Annotated in this window: 14 protein-coding genes; 9 read left to right on the top strand and 5 right to left on the bottom strand. The window is 32.9% G+C overall.

The features are described 5' to 3' along the window. Nucleotides 1-29: 29 nt before the first annotated feature. The 3 genes from OS191_RS12160 (at nucleotide 30) to OS191_RS12150 (ending at nucleotide 3,742) form a co-directional block, all read left to right on the top strand. Nucleotides 30-2,603 carry a CHAT domain-containing protein gene (locus tag OS191_RS12160; protein ID WP_267155985.1) on the top strand — a complete coding sequence of 858 codons (2,574 nt, stop codon included), beginning with the start codon at nucleotides 30-32 and terminating at the stop codon, nucleotides 2,601-2,603. Next, the gene (locus OS191_RS12155) at nucleotides 2,596-3,051 is read left to right on the top strand and encodes a retropepsin-like aspartic protease (protein WP_267155984.1); all 456 of its coding nucleotides are present in this window, start codon (nucleotides 2,596-2,598) and stop codon (nucleotides 3,049-3,051) included. Before OS191_RS12160 ends, OS191_RS12155 begins: the two co-directional genes overlap by 8 nt. Nucleotides 3,052-3,115: 64 nt before the next feature. Next, nucleotides 3,116-3,742 (top strand): response regulator transcription factor, encoded by a 627-nt coding sequence (locus tag OS191_RS12150; RefSeq protein WP_267155983.1) that lies wholly within the window; start codon nucleotides 3,116-3,118, stop codon nucleotides 3,740-3,742. Nucleotides 3,743-4,430: 688 nt separating this feature from the next. On the opposite strand, the gene odhB is transcribed toward OS191_RS12150, so the two are convergent. From odhB to OS191_RS12135, 3 genes are all read right to left on the bottom strand, one after another. After that, complete coding sequence (gene odhB / locus OS191_RS12145) at nucleotides 4,431-5,645, bottom strand: 2-oxoglutarate dehydrogenase complex dihydrolipoyllysine-residue succinyltransferase (protein WP_267155982.1); 1,215 nt, start codon at nucleotides 5,643-5,645, stop codon at nucleotides 4,431-4,433. A 130-nt stretch (nucleotides 5,646-5,775) separates the two neighbouring features. Next, complete coding sequence (locus OS191_RS12140; protein ID WP_267155981.1) at nucleotides 5,776-6,738, bottom strand: M23 family metallopeptidase; 963 nt, start codon at nucleotides 6,736-6,738, stop codon at nucleotides 5,776-5,778. After that, a complete protein-coding gene (locus OS191_RS12135; RefSeq protein ID WP_267155980.1) occupies nucleotides 6,739-9,498 on the bottom strand; it encodes a 2-oxoglutarate dehydrogenase E1 component in 2,760 nt (919 codons plus the stop codon). It abuts the gene before it with no gap. 114 nt (nucleotides 9,499-9,612) lie between these two features. Between OS191_RS12135 and OS191_RS12130 the strand changes: the two genes are divergently transcribed. Further along, nucleotides 9,613-10,158, top strand: coding sequence for an alpha-ketoglutarate decarboxylase (locus OS191_RS12130; RefSeq protein ID WP_267155979.1), 546 nt, complete (start codon nucleotides 9,613-9,615; stop codon nucleotides 10,156-10,158). Here OS191_RS12130 and OS191_RS12125 read toward each other — a convergent pair. Further along, nucleotides 10,155-10,505, bottom strand: a complete 351-nt coding sequence (locus OS191_RS12125) for a hypothetical protein (protein WP_267155978.1) — start codon at nucleotides 10,503-10,505, stop codon at nucleotides 10,155-10,157. The genes OS191_RS12130 and OS191_RS12125 overlap by 4 nt on opposite strands. 31 nt (nucleotides 10,506-10,536) lie before the next feature. Beyond that, nucleotides 10,537-11,511, bottom strand: a complete 975-nt coding sequence (locus OS191_RS12120; protein WP_267155977.1) for a polyprenyl synthetase family protein — start codon at nucleotides 11,509-11,511, stop codon at nucleotides 10,537-10,539. 122 nt (nucleotides 11,512-11,633) lie between these two features. Between OS191_RS12120 and OS191_RS12115 the strand changes: the two genes are divergently transcribed. The 5 genes from OS191_RS12115 to aspS all read left to right on the top strand — a co-directional run bounded on the left by OS191_RS12115 (nucleotide 11,634) and on the right by aspS (nucleotide 20,276). Beyond that, nucleotides 11,634-12,233 carry a TetR/AcrR family transcriptional regulator gene (locus OS191_RS12115; protein WP_267155976.1) on the top strand — a complete coding sequence of 200 codons (600 nt, stop codon included), beginning with the start codon at nucleotides 11,634-11,636 and terminating at the stop codon, nucleotides 12,231-12,233. A 28-nt stretch (nucleotides 12,234-12,261) separates the two neighbouring features. Continuing rightward, nucleotides 12,262-13,605 carry a TolC family protein gene (locus OS191_RS12110; protein ID WP_267155975.1) on the top strand — a complete coding sequence of 448 codons (1,344 nt, stop codon included), beginning with the start codon at nucleotides 12,262-12,264 and terminating at the stop codon, nucleotides 13,603-13,605. 22 nt (nucleotides 13,606-13,627) lie between these two features. Then, the gene (locus tag OS191_RS12105; protein ID WP_267155974.1) at nucleotides 13,628-14,845 is read left to right on the top strand and encodes an efflux RND transporter periplasmic adaptor subunit; all 1,218 of its coding nucleotides are present in this window, start codon (nucleotides 13,628-13,630) and stop codon (nucleotides 14,843-14,845) included. 6 nt (nucleotides 14,846-14,851) lie between these two features. Next, nucleotides 14,852-18,355: an efflux RND transporter permease subunit gene (locus OS191_RS12100; protein WP_267155973.1), complete on the top strand. Its 3,504-nt coding sequence runs from the start codon at nucleotides 14,852-14,854 to the stop codon at nucleotides 18,353-18,355. Between the two features lie 166 nt (nucleotides 18,356-18,521). After that, complete coding sequence (gene aspS, locus OS191_RS12095) at nucleotides 18,522-20,276, top strand: aspartate--tRNA ligase (protein ID WP_267155972.1); 1,755 nt, start codon at nucleotides 18,522-18,524, stop codon at nucleotides 20,274-20,276. Nucleotides 20,277-20,396 lie beyond the last annotated feature (120 nt).

The following is a 20,396-nucleotide window of genomic DNA, read 5'->3' as shown; positions in this document are numbered from 1 at the left end:
TCTAAACATCTATTTTGTAGCAGCTTCTTATGAAAAGAAATCTATTTCTTTTGCTTTTTTGTATTGGAAATTTTGCCTTTTCGCAGAATTTAGAGGATACTATTTATTTAGCTACCGAAAAATTTATAGCAAATAAAAGCTTAGAATCTCTTGAAGAATTAAGTGAACAGGAAATCAATTTTAAAAATAAAATTTCCACCAAAGACGAACAATTAGCTTTTATTTTCCTGTTGTGTAACAAAGCCTATTATTTAAAAGACTTAAATAGGTTTAATCCAGCAATAACATCCTATGAAACGGCTTGGACATATTATAATGAGAACCAACTTGTCAACATTTCAGATTATGACATTATAGAATATTGCTTAAAACCTCTTGGGAATTTATACACTAAAACCAACAATTATACTGATGCTGAAAACACTATAAAACAATATTTATCTATAGCTGAAAAGAAGAAAGATAAGGTACAATATGTAGCAGGTATAATCAATCTTTCTGTGCTGTATCAAACTCGTGGGATGCACCAATTGGTTGTGGATTTAATAAATCAGAGCCTTGAAGTTCTAAAAATTGACTCTAAGCAAAAAGACAAATTAAACACGCTTAAAGCTTCTAGTTTAATAGCCTTAAATACATCCAAGAATTACAATTTAGAAAATGATATTATTTTTTCAGTTTCAGATGGGCAGTACAACAAACACCTATTGCAATATGAATTGGCTCTAAAAAACGGCGATTATACGTCGGCTTTAGAGCATTTTAATATGTCTACATTAATTCAGGAAAAAGATTCTCTTACAAAGAGAGAAATTGCTAAAAATTATCTGAAAAAAGGACAATTAGAATACTTACTCAACAATTTTGATAAAGCCAATCAAAGTTTACAATCAGCTTTACATATGTTTCTTCCTAACTTAGAGGAAAAGACCATTCCGGAAAAATCGACGTTGTATGCAGAAAACACGTTTATAGATATCTTTGATTTATTAGCTAGGCTACAAATCCATCCAGAAACAGCACTTATTTATTACGATTTAAGTTTTTATGTATCCAATTTATTAACTGAGAATCTAACCTCCCAAGAGTCGAAAATTGCGAATCAAGTAAGCAATAGAAATAGATCTGAACATTGTATAGAATTGCTTTTTCAAACCTATCAAAAAAACTCAGATACAAAAATTTTTACTCGAGCTTTAGCGTATACAGAGACATATAAAGCATCCGTTTTAAAAGGAGTTTTTCAGAAAAAATCATTATTAGAACTACATCCAAACGACGGTTTATTAATTAAAGAACAAAAGCTACTTCAGCAACAAGAGCAGTTAACAGATTTACTAATAAAAACACAATTAGGTTATCAAACATCAACAAACGATAGCCTGAACAAACAACTTTTAAACCTTAGTATTGACTTAAAAAATCTTCATTCAGATATTGAACTCAAGTATCCTCAAACGGAAAATAATATAGATGTTACCGGAATTCAAAAACAGCTTCAGGTGGACAAAACTAATCTGATAATCTATTTTTATGGAAAGCAGGCTATTTATCAGTTTATCATTTCAGAAAAAAATACATCTTTCTTAAAAATAGATTTAACGGATGCCGTAAAAAATAGTTTAACCAACTTTATTCATTTGTTTGATAGCCCTTCAGCAATCAATAATAATATTAAGAATTTTTCAAATCAAGCCTATAATTTATACCAACTGCTACATTTGGAAGACATCTCAAATTCTAAAAACCTTATTATTATTCCAGATGGTTTATTAAACTTTATACCTTTTGAAGCTTTACTAACTAAAAAAACGGAAAGCAGCAATTTTTCGGAAATGTCGTTTTTGGTATCACAACACGCTGTGGGTTATAATTCAAGTCTCGAATTTTATTTACAACCTAAAATCCCTTCAAAAAACACAAATCTTTTAGGTGTTTTTCCTGTATTTGAGAACAGCAATCAAATGCTAGGCTATTCGGTTGATGAAGCTCTAGCCATCAAAGAAGAAACCAATGGAACCATCTTAATGCATGCTGAAGCCACCAAGCAAAACTTTATGGATTTAGCTGTAAAATATGGTGTTTTACATCTTTCTACACATGCTACTGGTGGCGATTTCACCAATCCGGCAAGTATGGCTTTTTATGATGAACCCATGCTATTAAATGAATTATACAGTTTAAACATTAACCCAGAACTTGTAGTTTTAAGCGCATGTGAAACAGGGATTGGCAAACTTCAAAAAGGTGAAGGAGCAATGAGTATTGCAAGAGGATTTCAATATGCTGGTGCAAAAAATATTTTGTATTCCTTATGGCAAATAAACGATGCCTCTACAGCTAAGCTAATGACTTTGTTTTATAAAAATTATCAAAGTATAAATTCAGCTTTCGTGGCTAACAGACAATCTAAACTAGATTATTTAAATGATAAATCTATAAGCAATATAAAGAAGTCTCCATATTATTGGAGCGCGTTTGTTTACTATGGAGATCTAGTTCCTAAAAAGGATTCAAACCAAATAATGTATTATATCCTTGGAGTTTTAGTTGTTTTAATTATTGTATTTTTATTCTTTAGAAAACAAAAACACCATGACTGAGATTACTAATCTAAACCTGAAAGATTTTCTTTTAGAAAAAGGCTACACAAAAATTAAATTAAAGCTAACCAAAACCAATCATTTTGAAATTAAAGCGACCATAAATGGTGTTAAGGGTTTATTTATTTTAGACACGGGAGCTTCCAGTTCTTGTGTAGGTTTTGATGCTATAGAAACTTTTAAACTGAAAGCAAAAGACTCTGAGATTAAAGCTGCAGGAGCTGGAGCCATAGATATGCTTACCCAAATTTCTAAAAAAAATAAATTAAAAATTGGCAAATGGAAAAAAGACAAAGTAGCCTTAATTTTATTTAATTTAAGCCATGTAAATACAGCTTTAGTTAGCCATAATTCTCAACCTGTAGATGGCATAATTGGTGCAGATATCTTAAAAAAAGGAAAAGGCATTATAGATTATGAAAAAAAATATTTATACTTAAAACTGTAAGTAATAACTTATAAATTAAAATAATCTTACCTTTATGGACGAAACCTACTAACCAACAGTAACTATGCAAACTTCCATTATTATTGCTGATGACCACCCACTAATCCTAAAAGGTTTAAACGATTTTCTATTAGAAAAAAAATATAACGTATTAGCAAGTGCTGTAAATGGTAAAGAAGCTTTTGAACTTATTGAAACCCATAAACCTGAAATAGCCATCTTGGATATACAAATGCCTTTTTTAACAGGTTTAGAAATTGCTAAAAAATGCCAGGAATTAAATTACGAGACTAAAATAATCCTTATTACATTCGAAAAAGATGAAGCCATATACAAACAGGCCAAATCTTTAAGCATTTATGGTTATGTACTAAAGGAGTTTGCTCTTGTAGAAATTGAACATTGTATAGATGCCGTATCTAAAGACATTCCATATTTTAGTCAAGAGTTACTTTCTTATTTGGAAGCGGAAGAAGCACCAGAAGAGTTTAACACTTTAACTCCAACAGAAATTGACGTTTTAAAACATATTGCAGAAAACAAAACAGCTAAAGAGATTGGAGAACTGATGTTTATATCGTTTCGTACAGTTGAAAAACATAAAAGTAATATTCATAAAAAATTAAATATTACGCCTACAAAATACAGCTTACTGTTTTGGGCAAAAGAAAATAAGACCCATTTAGGGTGAAATATACGTAGTACTACGTATTGTTTGGTGTGTTTATAATACCGATATTTGTCTTGCTATTAATTAGTTCTTAGGGAGAATTATGAAAGCTCTAAATGATTCATTTTGTTTAGAGCTTTCTTCATTTATAACATTTACATCTTCATGATTTAAATAGATAAAGACTTTACCTTATAATTTGCCTCAGTTTTCAATTTTTTATAATATTCTTATAGGTCGTTTTTATAGGCTAAAAATTTATAAAAAACATCCAGGAAAGCACTGCAGATATGGCGGTTTTTTTATAGTAATCAGGCTTCTTTAAGAATAGCGAAAAACTCTTCTAAAAACTATTTCCTAAAAAATACGTAGTACTACGTATTGTTTGGCATTCAGTTTATTAAGATATTTACAGTGCTATTAATCAATTACCTTTAAGGGATATATTATAAAGCTCTGTGTGGTAAAAGACACAGAGTTTTATTTTCTTTTAAAAGTTATGGAACACCCTAAATCTAAAATTTTTAAAATCATGGAAAACGAGTCGGATTCTGTCAATAAATTTTTTATAATTGGATTAGTTATTGTTGTTGTAACTGTTATTTCAATCAATATTCTTGTGAATTTTTTTTAGTTAGTTATTTTCAAGAAAAAAGCGCAACCTAATTATTAGATTGCGCTTTCTTATTTAATACTATTTTAACTTTACTTATAATTCTAAAGCTTTTTTCACTTCATTATTCATTAATAATTCTGTTGGATTTTCTAAAGCTTCTTTTACAGCTACTAAAAATCCTACAGATTCTTTTCCATCTATTATTCTATGGTCGTAAGATAAGGCTACATACATAATTGGTCTAATTTCAACTTTTCCATTTACAGCAACAGGGCGCTCCACAATATTATGCATTCCTAAAATACCACTTTGTGGCGGGTTAATAATTGGAGTAGATAACATACTTCCAAAAACTCCCCCATTAGAAATAGTAAAGGTTCCACCGGTCATTTCATCTACAGTAATTTGACCGTCTCTTGCGCGAATAGCTAAACGTTTAACTTCAGACTCAACTCCTCTAAAGCTTAAGTTTTCAGTATTTCTCATTACTGGTACCATTAATCCTTTTGGTCCAGAAACCGCAATTGAAATATCTACAAAATCGTAAGAAATCATTTCGTTTCCATCTATCATTGAGTTTACTGCAGGATACATTTTTAAAGCTCTAACAACAGCTAAAGTAAAGAAAGACATAAATCCTAAACCTACGCCGTGCTTGTTTTTAAAAGTTTCTTTATACTCGTTACGCAAAGCAAAGATTGGCGACATATCAACTTCGTTAAACGTAGTTAACATAGCAGTTGTATTTTTAGCTTCAACTAAACGTTCTGCCACTTTACGACGTAACATAGACATTCTACTTCTGGAAGACCCTCTGTTCCCTCCTGTAGGCGTTCCCATAGAAGGTACGGCTTGCACAGCATCTTCTTTAGTAACACGACCGTCTTTTCCAGTTCCAGAAATACTTGAAGCTTCGATACCTTTTTCAGCTAAAATCTTTTTAGCAGCAGGACTTGCAGTTCCAGTTGCATAAGTTTTAGTTTCTGCAGCTGGTTTTTCTTCTTTTTTAGGAGCCTCTTCCTTTTTAGGAGCTTCCTCTTTTTCTGGGGCAGAATCCCCCTCTGGTTTAGATGCACTTGTATCTATTAAACAAACAACAGCTCCTACAGCAACAGCATCACCTTCTTCTGCTTTAAGTGTAATGATTCCACTTGCTTCAGCGGGTAATTCTAATGTAGCCTTGTCGCTATCTACCTCAGCAATGGCTTGGTCTTTTTCTACATAATCTCCATCTTGAACTAACCAAGTTGCTATTTCTACTTCTGTAATTGACTCTCCTGGTGAAGGAACTTTCATTTCTAAAATCATAATTATAATTTTATTTGTAACCTATTTGCTTACGTTGTTTTTGTTCTATTTCTTTTTTGTCCTTTTTAATAGATGATTTAAAGCTTAGGACAGGTCTTTAATCTAATTTATTTTTATACCAATACAGGCATTATCTACCTATATTTTTTATAACATCTCCTTTTACAGGAAGATAATCTCGTTTTAATTCGTCATTGACTAAAATCTTGTCAAAGTACATTTTTCCTCCTGTGGCAATATTCATATCCACTGTGTTCTGCAAACTAACATGTAGATGTGGTTCGGTTGAATTTCCTGAATTTCCACATTGACCTAACAAACCTCCTTGTCTTATAAACTGGCCCTCTCTTACAACTATAGATTGATATTTTAAATGTGCAAACAAAATATACTCTTTATTACTCGTTTCCAACACGATTGTATTTCCTGTAAGTTGTTCCGGATTTAATTCTCCTGGGATATTGTCTTCAACTCCAGTTATAACTTTTACTACTTTAGCATCGCATGGAGCAATAATTTCTTTTCCAAAAGCAAAATAATTTTCGTTTACCTTAGCATCTCCATGAAAGGACACGCCATCTTTCATTATTAAAATATCATAGGCAAATTTCTGATTTTCATAAGCCACATGATAATTTTCAGCTTCTTCCGTTCCTCCCCAAAACACATCCCATTCGTCATTAAAAGGCAGTTTCAGTTTGGTGCTATTTCTTTCTAGAAGCTTTAAGTTATCAGGTTTATGATAGGTTACCATCAAACCACCTATTCTGTTATTATTGTCTAAATAAACCGATAAATCTCTTACTTCCGAAGCAAAAGTTATTTTATAAATATGTGCTAAATCTTTCAGTTTGTTGAATTCAACTTTAGAAATATGTCCTAAATTTTTATTCAAATCTGTAAAAAAGGCTTTGGTCTTTACTAAAGGCAAAGCTTTTTTCATATCGTAATTATACATATTATATATAGCATCATAATTTTCATCATTATAAAACGATTCAAATTCTGACACCACCTTTTTATAGTTTTCCTTTTCTTGTGAAAAGGACACTATAGAGACAAGCAATAATAATACGAACAATCCTTTCTTCATTTAACGTTGATTGTTTTTGGTTTTATCGAATACAAAATCTATCACTTCTTTATGACGCTTTTTAGAACGTACCGAACTTCCTGCTGCTGGTGCACCATATGGTCTACGTGAAACGACTCTAAACGTTTTAGCTTCATCTAGATGCATTAACATATGACTATAAGCTCCCATGTTTCTAGGTTCTTCTTGAGCCCAAACAATATCTGTAGCATTCTTATATTTCTTTAAAATGGCTTTTATATCTTCTATAGGCAATGGGAATAGTTGCTCAATTCTTACTAAAGCTACATCATCTCTCTCTAGTTTCTCTTGCTCTTCTAGTAAATCGTAATAGAATTTTCCAGTAAGAAGTACTAAAGTTTTAATTTTAGCCACCTCTGCTTTTTCATCGTCAATTAGCATTTTAAATTCGCCATTTACAAATTCATCTACGGTAGAAACAACCAAAGGATGACGCAACAAACTTTTAGGTGTAAACACAATTAAAGGTTTTCTAAACTTAGCTTTAACTTGTCTTCTTAATAAATGGAACATATTTGCCGGAGTTGTACAGTCGGCAACAAACATATTGTCTTTCGCACAAAGTTGTAAGTAACGTTCCATTCTACCTGAAGAGTGCTCTGCTCCTTGACCTTCGTAACCATGTGGCAATAACATAACCAAACCGTTTTGAAGTTTCCACTTATCTTCAGCAGCCGATATATATTGATCTATCATAATTTGGGCACCATTACTAAAGTCTCCAAATTGTGCTTCCCAAATAGTTAAAGTTCTAGGGCTTGCCATAGCATAACCATAATCGAAACCTACAACGCCATACTCTGAAAGTAAGGAGTTATAAATATAGAATTTTCCTTGATCCTCACTAATTGAATTATGTAAAACAATTTCTTCTTCGCTATCTTCTACTTTTACAACAGCATGCCTGTGAGAAAATGTTCCTCTCTCAACATCTTGTCCAGAAATTCTAACATCGAATCCTTCTTCTAAAATAGACCCATAAGCTAAGTGTTCTGCCATAGCCCAATCTAACTTATCCTCGTTAAACATATCTTGTCTAGATTCTACTAAACGAGAAATTTTACGAATAAACTTTTTGTCTTTTGGTAATGAAGATAGTACTTTGGTTATATTTGCTAAATTTTCTTTAGGATAAGTGGTGTCCACAGACTTTATCATCTTATCTTCATCAACCGTAATATAATCTACCCATTCGTTTTGCATGAATGGTGTAATTTCTGTTTTTTCTTCTTTTCTAGAATCTTCTAAATTTTCTTCTAGTTTATCTTTATAATCTTTTTCTAACTTTTCAACATATCCTTTAGTAATTACACCTTCATCTAATAATTTATTCGCATAGATATCTCTAGGGTTGTCGTGTTTTGAAATAGCCCTATAGAGTTTTGGTTGGGTAAAACGAGGTTCATCACCTTCATTATGTCCATATTTTCTATAACCTAATAAGTCTATAAACACATCTCGTTTAAATTTCATTCTAAAATGAAGTGCAAATAGCATGGCGTGCACTACAGCTTCGACATCGTCTGCATTAACATGCAAAACGGGTGAAAGTGTTACTTTAGCAATGTCTGTACAATAGGTACTAGATCTTGCATCTAGATAATTGGTTGTAAAACCTATTTGGTTATTTACTACTACATGAATGGTTCCATTGGTTTTGTATCCGTCCAAATCTGCCATCTGAATAATCTCATAAACCAAACCTTGTCCTGCGATCGCTGCATCTCCATGTACTATTATTGGCAGTACCTGAGATGGATTATCAGCGTATTTATCATCTTGTTTTGCTCTTGTTATTCCTTCTACCAAAGCACCAACGGTTTCTAAGTGAGATGGATTAGGCGCAATATTTAAATTAATTTTTTTACCAGAATTTGTAACTCGGTCGCTAGTCCAACCTAAGTGATATTTAACGTCTCCGTCAAAAACCTCTTGTTCGTAATCTTTTCCATCAAACTCACTAAAGATATCTTTAGCCGATTTCCCAAAGATATTAGTTAAGGTACTTAAACGACCACGATGAGCCATTCCCATAACAAATTCTTTAACATCGTATTTGGCAGCAGTTTCTATTAATGCATCTAAACCTGGTATTAAAGATTCTCCACCTTCTAACGAAAAACGTTTCTGACCCACATATTTAGTATGTAAGAACGTTTCAAAAGATACAGCTTGATTTAATTTCTTAAGAAAGTATTTCTTCTCATCATTAGTAAAGTTTGGCTGATTGTCGCTGATATTTAGTTTTTCCTGAATCCACTGTATTTCCTCAGGTTTTCTAATATACATATACTCAACACCAATAGAACTACAGTAGATTTTTTCTAAATGATTAATTATTTCCTGGAGTGTCTTAGGGCCAATTCCAATAGCATCTCCTGCGCTAAAAACCGTATTTAAGTCTGATTTTGATAAACCAAAATTTTCAATCTCTAGGGTTGGAGTATATTTTCTACGATCTCTAACTGGATTCGTTTTAGTAAACAAATGCCCTCTAGTTCGATACCCATCTATTAATTTTATAACCTGAAACTCTTTTGTAAGGCTTTCTGAAACATGTTCGCAAGAAATTGCTTCTGAAGGCGCATCCACCATGCCAACGGTTTCGCTACCAAAATCGAAACCTTGGAAAAAAGCTCTCCAACTTGGCTCTACAGAATCTGGGTTTTTTAAATATTGATCGTATAATTCAGCAAAATATGCTGTATGTGCTGCATTTAAGAAAGAATATTTGTCCATATAAAATGAAAACTAAAACGTTTAAACTAAATTTATACAAAAGTACAACATTTAGTAAAATTAGATATGCTTTTATTATTTTTATACACTACAATTTTAACCAAAATCTACGTTATGAAAAAACAATCTCTGTTTAAACAAAAATCTCATGTTTTTATTCTGCTTTTAATTTGTTTGTTTACTACCCCACTTTTTGCACAAGAAAGTAATAATTCCCAAAAAAGTGATTTTTGGAATCATGTGCGTTTTGGTGGTGGGATTGGTTTAAGTTTTGGGAACGAATTTTTTAGTGGTACTTTGGCGCCAAGTGCAATTTATCAATTTAACAGACAATTTGCCTTAGGTGTTGGACTTAGTGGTACCTATAACTCTCAAAAATATTATTATAAATCTACTGTTTTAGGTGGAAGTATTATTGGGCTTTTTAATCCTATTGATGAAATTCAAATTTCTGCAGAGTTTGAAGAAAACAATGTAAATATTAATTGGGACAATAGAACAGGATTTGCTAACGAAAATTATTGGTATCCATCATTATTCCTTGGAGCTGGGTATCGTGCAAGAAATGTAACCATTGGAATTAGGTTTGATGTGTTATACGACAAATACAAAAGCACCTATGCAGATCCATGGATGCCTTTTGTACGTGTTTACTTTTAGGAGTATTGTTGTTTAAACCAAACTTTTTGCCACTCTCTTTGAAGTAATAAATAAGTTACTTGCTCAGAAAGTAATAATACATCGCTGCCATCTAATTGCTTAACTTTGTATTCTGGCACATCAATAATATATAGGAGATTTAAATAATCCATAAATTTTTCTTGGATTAATTTATAGATGGTTTCATGGAGCATGAGCTTTAAACTTGTAGGTAGAACATCTTCATCAAAACTCAAATCAATATTGGCATATAAAAAATCTTTATTTAACTGCTGCACCAATTTTTTAAATAAATTCAATTGGATGGATGTGTCCAGAATATCTTGGATGGTTTTTAATTGTTGCATTTATTTAATTGAAGTAAAATTTAGACATGTTCTATACATTCCTACTCATCAATTGCTTTCCAAAAGCCATGAGCTTTAATTTATTTTCTTTTGAAATATCTAATTTCTCTAATTCTAAAAATGCCTTTTCAGTATAACTTTCAATCTTTTTTTGTGTGGCTTCAGCAGCTCCACTGGAAACAAAAATATGTTTGGCAGTCTTAATTTTTTCAGAATGGTCGGTGGTATTTAAACTATAAAGGTGTTGTAATTCTGTTTTTTTGTTTGAAGCAGAAAACTCTACAGCTTTTAAATACAGATAGGTTTTTTTGTTTTCGATAATATCTCCTCCAACCTGCTTTCCAAAAGTTTCCGGATCTCCAAACACGTCTAAATAATCGTCTTGCAGTTGAAATGCAATCCCTAAGTTTTTACCAAATTCGTATATTATATTTTGATCTTTTTCACCAGCTTTTGCTACAATAGCTCCCATTTTCATGGCGGCACCAACCAAAACCGCTGTTTTGTATTCAATCATTTTTAGATATTCTAGAACTGTAACATCGTCTCTAGTTTCAAAATCGATATCAAATTGCTGACCTTCGCAAACTTCTAAAGCTGTTTTACTAAATAATTTTGCTAATGCTTGAAATGTTTCAGGATTATAGTTTTCAAATAATTGATATGCCATTATTAACATAGCGTCTCCAGAAAGAATACCTGTATTTAAATCCCACTTTTCATGGACTGTTTCCTTCCCTCTTCGCAAAGGAGCATCGTCCATAATATCATCATGAACTAAGGAAAAATTATGAAATATTTCAATACTCAAGGCTGCATCTAGAGCTTCTTTATAATCACAATCAAAAATTTCAGATGTCATTAAAGTTAAAACAGGACGCAATCGTTTACCTCCTAGTTTTAAAATATAGTTAATGGGATTATATAAAGATTCAGGTTCTCTCTTTCCTGTAAAACGATTTAAATAAGAAACAAATGCTTCTTGATAAAATGATACTTGTTGCATCGAACAAAAATAGTGTAATTAGAGGTATTTATACAACAAGTTTCATCAATATTAACAAATATCCAAAACCATGGAAACTTTTTAGGTTTTTAAAGTTTCCTATTGTACATTTGCACTCTATTATGAGAGACAAAATCCTTATTAGCGCTTCAGATATGTTTTTAAACTATGGGTTTAAGAGCGTCACTATGGACGATATTGCCAGCAGCATAGGCATATCTAAAAAAACTATTTACCAGCATTTTGACAATAAAACCAAGTTGGTTGAAGCAACCACACTCTATATGTTTGAACTTATATCTCATGGTATAGATTGTATTTGTGCCTTAAATAAAAGTCCAATTGATGAAATTTTTGAAATTAAAAAATTCACCATGGAGCATTTAAAGGACGAAAAATCATCACCTCAACATCAACTTCAAAAGTATTACCCTAAGATTTTCGACAAATTAAAAACCAATCAATTTTGCATCATGCAAGACTGCGTTACAAATAATTTAACTCGTGGTGTCAAAGAAGGCTATTATCGAGACACCATAAATATCGAATTTATTTCAAGGTTATATTTTAATACTATGATGTGTTTAAAAGATCCTGAATTATTCCCTTTAAATGATTTTTCCATGAAAACACTTATGGATAATTTTTTAGAGTATCATATTCGAGGTATTAGTACTCAAAAGGGTATTGATAAATTAAACAAACTCATAAACACGAAATAAAAACGCTAAACACAGACAACTAACAAACATGAAACATCCTCTTTCATTATTATTAACTTTATGCTTCACCTCTTGGCTGTTTTCGCAAGAAACTCCAAACAATTTCTCTCTACAAGAAGCTATAGATTTTGCACTAGAAAACAATCGAGCAGCCAAAAATGCTGTTAGAGATATTGAAGCAGCCGAAAAGCAAAAATGGGAAACTACAGCTTCTGGATTACCTCAAATTAATGGGGCTGTAGATTATCAAAATTGGCTAAAACAGCAAGTTTCTTTGCTTCCGGCAGAAATTGCTGGAGGCACACCAGGCACCTTTGTTCCAGTAACCTTTAGCCCCAAACAAAGTGTGAATGCCATAGCGACTCTTAATCAGTTATTATTTGATGGCTCGTATATTGTTGGGTTGCAATCGGCCAAGGTGTATTTAGAAATTTCTGAAAATGCAAAAACAAAAACAGATTTAGAAGTTAGACAAGCAGTCATAAACGCTTATGGAAATGTACTATTGGCAGAAGAAAATTTACAAATTGTAAATAAGAATATTGAAGTTCTTGAAAAAAACCTCAACGAGACAACCAAAATTTTCGAAAACGGATTAGCCGAAGAGGAAAGCGTAGAACAGTTACAAATTACTTTAACCGGCTTAGAAAGCTACCTAAACAATGTGGAGCGTTTAAAAGATTTATCTTATAAAATGTTTAATATAACTTTAGGAATCGATTTAAATGAATCTCTTGTTTTAACAGATAATCTTGAAACGTTAACGCTTCAAAACATTTCATTAGAACTTCTTGAAGCAGATGAAAATATTGAAAACAGCATCGATTATCAAATTGCTAAGAATCAAGAAGTATCAAAAGAATTACTTTTAAAATTGGAGAAAAGCAACTTTTTACCAAGTCTAAATGCTTTTGTAAATGCAGGATATAGTGGTTATGGTGAGAAATTTAACTTTGCAAACAACAATCAAGAATGGTATGGTTCTTCTCTTTTAGGTGTTAGTATGTCTATTCCTATCTTCAGTTCAGGCATGAGAAGTGCAGCAACCCAACGCGCACAAATAGATTTAGAAATTGCTAAAGAAGATTTAACAGAAACCGAACAACAATTAAAGTTTCAAATAGCAAATGCAAAAAGTAATTATCGTTTTGCTTTAGAAGAATACGAAAACAAACGCCAAAATTTAAATCTCTCTGAACGTATTGAACAAAAAAATCAAACCAAATTTTTTGAAGGTATTGCTTCGAGTTTCGATTTAAGACAAGCACAAACACAACTATATACTGCGCAACAAGAATATTTACAAGCCATGTTCGATGTTATAGCCAATAAAGCAGAATTAGAAACCATATTAAACACTGTAAACTATTAAGCCAATTAATCACTAATCACTCATGAAAAACATAAAACTCCTCATCATATTAGCACTCATTATCTCATCTTGTGGAGATAAAAAAGTCAAGTCTTTTGATGCTGTGATAGCATCTAATAATTTAACAGAATTAAAAGAAAAACGTAGCGAAATTGATACAGAGCAGCAAAAACTTAATGAGCAAATAGCTTTGCTTAATGAGAAAATTGCGCAATTAGATACTATTAAAAAGATTCCATTAATAACAACATTTAGTGCCAAGCAGGAAGTGTTTATGCATCAACTTGAAATTCAAGGAAATGTTACAACCAAAAGCTTACTTACTATTACACCAGAATATAATGGGATTTTAACCCATGTCTATGTAAAAGAGGGTCAAAAAGTTAATAAAGGTCAACTTTTGGCAAAAATTGATGATGGAGGTTTAAGTCAACAATTAGCACAATTGGAAATACAGACAAATTTGGCTAAAACAACGTTTGAGCGTCAAAAACGTTTATGGGATCAAAACATTGGAAGTGAAATCCAATATTTACAAGCCAAATCGGCATTCGAATCTCAATCTGAAGCCGTAAATCAATTAAAACAGCAAATGGCTAAAACCAATATTACTGCCCCATTTTCTGGAACCATAGATAATGTCATTACAGAACAGGGAAGTGTTGTAGTTGCAGGTCAATCGCAAATTCTAAGAATAGTCAATTTAGAAAACATGTATATTGAAACGGATGTTCCTGAAAAATATATTTCAGATATTACTATTGGAAAACACGTAGTAGTAGAATTTCCAATTCTAGGAAAAACCTTAGAAACCAAAATTCGACAAGTAGGAGATGTTATCAATCCGGCCAACAGAACCTTCAAGGTAGAAGTAAGCGTTCCTAATAAGGACAAATCCATAAAACCCAACTTAACAGCCAGACTTAAAATTAACGATTATACCAACGAAAAGGCCATATTGATTCCTCTCAGTATTATTTCAGAAAATGCACAAGGTGAGCAATACATATATATAATAACTAATAAAAACGCACAAGATGAAGGAGAAGTAAAACGTGTTATAATTAAAACTGGAAAAACTCAAGGAGACATTATAGAAGTGCTTGAAGGCATAGAGGATGGTGCAGAAATTGTACAAGAAGGCGCTAGAAGTGTTAAAGACGGACAAACCGTGAAAGTTATTGAATTACCTAATGGCAACAATAGCGAAAAAAACGAAAACTCTAACGCCAAAAACTAGCCAATAATGACTAAGAAAAAGAAAAAACAAGTCGATAAAGAATTTGGCTTAGCATCATGGGCTATTAATAATAAAACCACCATGTATGTGCTTATTCTGGTAATGTTTTACTTAGGAGTAGCTGCATTTTTCGACATGCCTCGTGAAAGTTTTCCAGAGGTAAACGAAACCAAAATATATGTAAGTTCCATCTATCCAGGAAACACTGCAGAAGATGTTGAAAAACTTATTACAGACCCTTTAGAAGACGAACTAAAAACAGTAAGTAACGTTGTAGAAATAACCTCAACCTCTCAAGAAGATTTTTCTATGATTATTGTGGAATTCGACGAGCATCTTACAGTTGAGCAAGCCAAACAGAAAGTAAAAGATGAAATAGACACCAAAACAGCTGGGGAAGATTGGCCTATGTCTAATGGTGCTAAAGTAAAACCAGATGTGTTCGAGTTGAGCCTTTCGGAAGAAATGCCCATTCTAAACATTAATATTTCTGGAGATTATCCCGTTGAAAAACTTAAAGAATATGGCGAATATCTTCAAGATGAAATTGAAGATTTATTAGAAATTAAAAAAGTAGATATTCGAGGTGCTCAAGACAAGGAAGTAGAAGTTGCCGTAGATATCTTTAAAATGATGGCTGCTGAAGTAACTTTTAGCGATATTATAAACGCCATAAACAACGGAAACGTTACCATGTCTGCCGGAAACTTAATAGCAAGTGGACAACGTAGAACCATTAGAATTTTAGGTGAAATAGAAACACCAGAACAACTTAAAAACTTTGTAGTAAAAGCTGAAAAAGGCCATGCCATTTATCTAAAAGATGTGGCAACAGTTACTTTTCATGAAGAAGACAAAACCACTTTTGCTCGCGAATTTGGTGAACCAGTAGTCATGTTAGATGTAAAGAAACGTGCTGGAAAAAACATGGTTGCTGCTGCAGAGCAGACACAAATTATTGTACAAGAAGCCATTGATAATGTGTTTCCTCAAGATTTAAAAGTCACAATTGCTAACGACCAATCTTCTGTAACCATTGCACAGGTAGACGATTTAGTAAACAATATTATTTTTGGAGTTATTCTTGTTGTAACCGTTTTAATGTTCTTTTTAGGATTTAAAAACGCCATCTTTGTTGGGTTTGCCATCCCTATGTCGATGTTCATGTCGCTAATGATTTTAAACGCCTTAGGTCAAAGTTTAAATACCATGGTACTTTTTGGTTTAATCATGGGTCTAGGTATGCTGGTAGACAACGGAATTGTAGTTGTAGAAAACGTCTATCGACTTATGGACGAAGAAGGCATGAGCAGAATTGAAGCAGCCAAATTAGGAATTGGTGAAATTGCTTTTCCTATTATAATTTCAACAGCCACTACGGTTGCCGCTTTTATTCCATTAGGTCTATGGCCAGGAATTATGGGAGAATTCATGATGGTTTTACCTATTACCTTATCCATAGTTCTAGGTTCCTCTTTGTTTGTCGCCGTTTTCTTTAACTCGGTATTAGTATCCCAGTTTATGGAAACTGAAGACAAAGACATGCCATTAAATAAAATTATTAGAACCACAATCATTATAGCGGTCATCGGTATTTTAATATTTATTTTTGGGGGAGAGTACCGTGCTCTAGGATCTTTAATGGTTTTTACAGCTATTATGCTTTGGGTTTATAGACTCTTTTTACGTAAATGGGCCAATAGCTTTCAAACAAAAACACTTGTAAAACTAGAGCGTTGGTATGAAAAGCAATTACGTTGGGCCTTATCGGGATGGAGACCTTATGGATTAACCATTGGAACTTTTGGTTTGTTGATTCTAGCTTTTGTTGCCTTTGGAATTTCACTATCCACACAACGAACTCAAGTAGAGTTTTTCCCAGACAATAAACCCAATCAGATAATTGTTTATATAGAATACCCACAAGGTACTGCCATTGAGAAAACCAATGCCATCACCAAAGAAATTGAGAAAATTGTTTATAACGTAATAGACGATAATCAGTATAAAGATGGGGATTACAACTTTATGGTAGAGAGTGCTGTTTCACAGGTAGGTGAAGGCGCTGGAAACCCTAGAGCAGATAGTGGTTCTTCGGCCGAGATGCCACACAAAGCAAAAATAACGGCTTCCATGCGTGAATATAAATTTCGTCGTGGAGAAGACAGTGAACTTTTACGTCAAAAAGTTCAACAATCCCTCGTTGGTATTTTCCCTGGAGTTCTTATTTCCGTGGAAAAAGACGAAAATGGCCCCCCAGCCGGATCTCCCATTAATATTGAAATTGAAGGAGACGATTACGACGAGTTAATTCGAACTGCTGAAAACATGCGTGAATTCATTAATAACAAGAATATTCCTGGCATTGATGAACTTAAAATTGATGTCAACAAAGACAAACCATCCATGAGAGTGGTTGTTGACAGGGAGAAAGCTGGAGAATTGGGGATTAGTGCTGCACAAGTGGGACAACAATTAAGGAATTCTATTTTCGGATCTAAAGCTGGAATTTATAAAGAAGATGGAGACGATTTTGATATATATGTGCGTTTTAATGAAGAAAATCGTTATAATACCAGTGCACTTTTTAATCAGAACATCACTTTTAGAGATAATACAGGACAAATAAAAAGTGTTCCAGTATCAGCCGTTACTAAGCACGAAAACACGTCTGGATTTAGTGCTATTAAACACAAAAACACAAGACGTATTGTGACTGTTTATTCGGCATTATCTCCTGGATTTATTGATGCAGGTGCCATTATAGCGCAAATTCAAAAAGAAATGAAAAGCTATAAAGGTATTTCTAAAAATATAAAAGTAGATTATACCGGACAAATTGAAGAACAACAAAAACAACAAGACTTTTTAAATGGCGCCTTATTAACTGGTTTAGGATTGATATTCTTTATCTTAATATTTCAGTTTAATTCCATTTCAAAACCAGCAATTATTATGTTGGCCATCTTTTTGAGCTTTATTGGAGTTTTTGGTGGTATTGTAATTACAGGAAGTTCTTTTGTTATTATGATGACTATGGTTGGAATTATTTCGCTGGCAGGAATTGTAGTAAATAACGGGGTGGTTCTCCTCGATTATGCCCAATTATTAATTGACCGGAAAAAACAGGAATTAGATTTAGACGATGATGAGTATTTAGAAGGAAAAGATTTATTCGAAACTATTGTAAGAGCAGGAAAAGCACGTTTACGTCCCGTATTACTAACGGCTATTACAACCATTCTTGGTTTAATTCCCTTAGCTATTGGATTAAATATTAATTTCTTTTCGTTTTTTAAAGAGTTTGATGCCGATATTTATATGGGTGGGGATAACGTTGTGTTTTGGGGACCATTGGCGTGGACAGTAATTTACGGATTATTAGTAGCTACATTTTTAACGTTAATAATTGTACCTGTGCTTTTCTATTTAATAACTAAATTTAAAATGTGGTTACGAAGCAAAATAAGAAAAGAAGCTAGAGTTGAAACCCTAGAAGAACAAAACTAAAATTATTATCATTTAAATTATTGCTTTCCCTAAGCAATAATTAATAGCGGAAAAGGCCTCAACAAATGTTGCGGCTTTTTTTATTTAATAATCGGTTAACTTCCTTAAATTTGCAACCTATTTAATAACTTGAGTTAAAAGCAGGCAAGTTCAAATTTTAATTTTTATGTATAGAAGTCATACTTGTGGTGAATTAAGAGCATCACACATCGATACGGAGGTCACTCTTTCTGGTTGGATACAAAAATCTCGTGATAAAGGGTTTATTGTTTGGGTAGATTTACGCGATCGATACGGTATTACACAATTGGTTTTTGATGAAGAACGCACACCAAAAGCCATGATGGAAAAAGCTCAAAATCTTGGTCGTGAATTTGTAATTCAAGTGACTGGAACTGTTATTGAACGTGCTTCTAAAAATCCAAACATTCCTACTGGTGATGTAGAGATATTGGTTTCTAAAATGGATATTTTAAACGAATCTATATTACCCCCCTTTACCATTGAAAATAAAACGGATGGTGGCGAAGATATTCGAATGAAATATCGCTATTTAGATATTCGTAGAAATCCGGTAAAAAACAGCTTAATTTTTAGACATAAAGTCACTCAAGAAGTTAGAAATTATTTATCTAATGATGGTTTTATTGAAGTTGAAACACCGTATTTAATTAAATCCACTCCAGAAGGTGCAAGAGATTTTGTAGTACCTTCTAGAATGAACGAAGGTGAGTTTTATGCTCTTCCTCAAAGTCCACAGACCTTCAAACAACTATTGATGGTTGGTGGCATGGATAAATATTTTCAAATTGTAAAATGTTTTAGAGACGAAGATTTACGCGCAGACAGGCAGCCGGAATTTACACAAATTGACTGCGAAATGGCTTTTGTGGAGCAAGAAGATATCTTAAATGCTTTTGAAGGTTTAACCAGACATCTTTTAAAAGAAGTGAATGGGGTTGAAATAAATGAATTCCCAAGAATGCTTTACGACGATGCTATGCGTTTATATGGAAACGATAAACCAGACATCCGTTTTGGGATGGAATTTGGCGAATTAAACGATGTGGCACAACACAAAGATTTTGGTGTATTTAATTCTGCCGAATTAGTTGTTGGAATTGCTGTTCCAGGAGGAAATAGCTACACAAGAAAAGAAATCGACAAATTAATTGACTGGGTAAAACGTCCTCAAGTTGGTGCTTTAGGTATGGTTTATTCTCGTTGTAATGACGATGGAAGCTATAAATCTTCTGTAGATAAGTTCTACGATCAAGAAGATTTAGCTAAATGGGCTGAAAAAACTGGCGCTAAACCTGGCGATTTAGTTTGTGTACTTTCTGGAGATAAAAATAAAGTAAGAGCGCAATTAAGTGCCTTACGTATGGAATTAGCAGAACGTTTAGGCTTACGTAAACCTAACGAGTTTGCACCACTTTGGGTACTGGACTTTCCATTATTAGAATGGGATGAGGATACAGAGCGTTACCACGCTATGCACCACCCTTTTACTTCGCCAAAACCAGGACAGTTAGAATTATTGGCTACAAACCCGGGAGCCGTAAAAGCTAATGCCTACGATTTGGTGTTGAATGGAAATGAAATTGGTGGAGGTTCAATTAGAATTCACGATAAAAAAACACAAGCTTTAATGTTCGATTACCTGGGCTTTACTGAAGAGGAAGCTAAAGAACAATTTGGATTCTTAATGAATGCCTTCGAATATGGTGCACCTCCACATGGTGGTTTGGCTTTTGGCTTGGATAGATTAGTTGCTATTCTTGGAGGTCAGGAAACTATTAGAGACTTTATTGCCTTCCCGAAAAATAATTCTGGTCGTGATGTTATGATTGATGCTCCAGCGCCTCTCGATAATAAGCAACTTGAGGAATTAAGTCTAAAACTCAACTTGAAATCATAAATAAAAAAATCCTGCAATTGCAGGATTTTTTAGTAGTTTTAAATTATGAGAAAGAAGATTATCCAAATTATCTTATATCTGGTATTAATTTTTACAGTAATTCTGTTTGCATTATATACC

It is taken from the genome of Xanthomarina sp. F2636L (genome assembly GCF_026410195.1).
GTDB lineage: Bacteria > Bacteroidota > Bacteroidia > Flavobacteriales > Flavobacteriaceae > Xanthomarina.
Note: the sequence above shows the minus strand (reverse complement) of the source record. Positions and strands in the feature narration are given on the sequence as shown.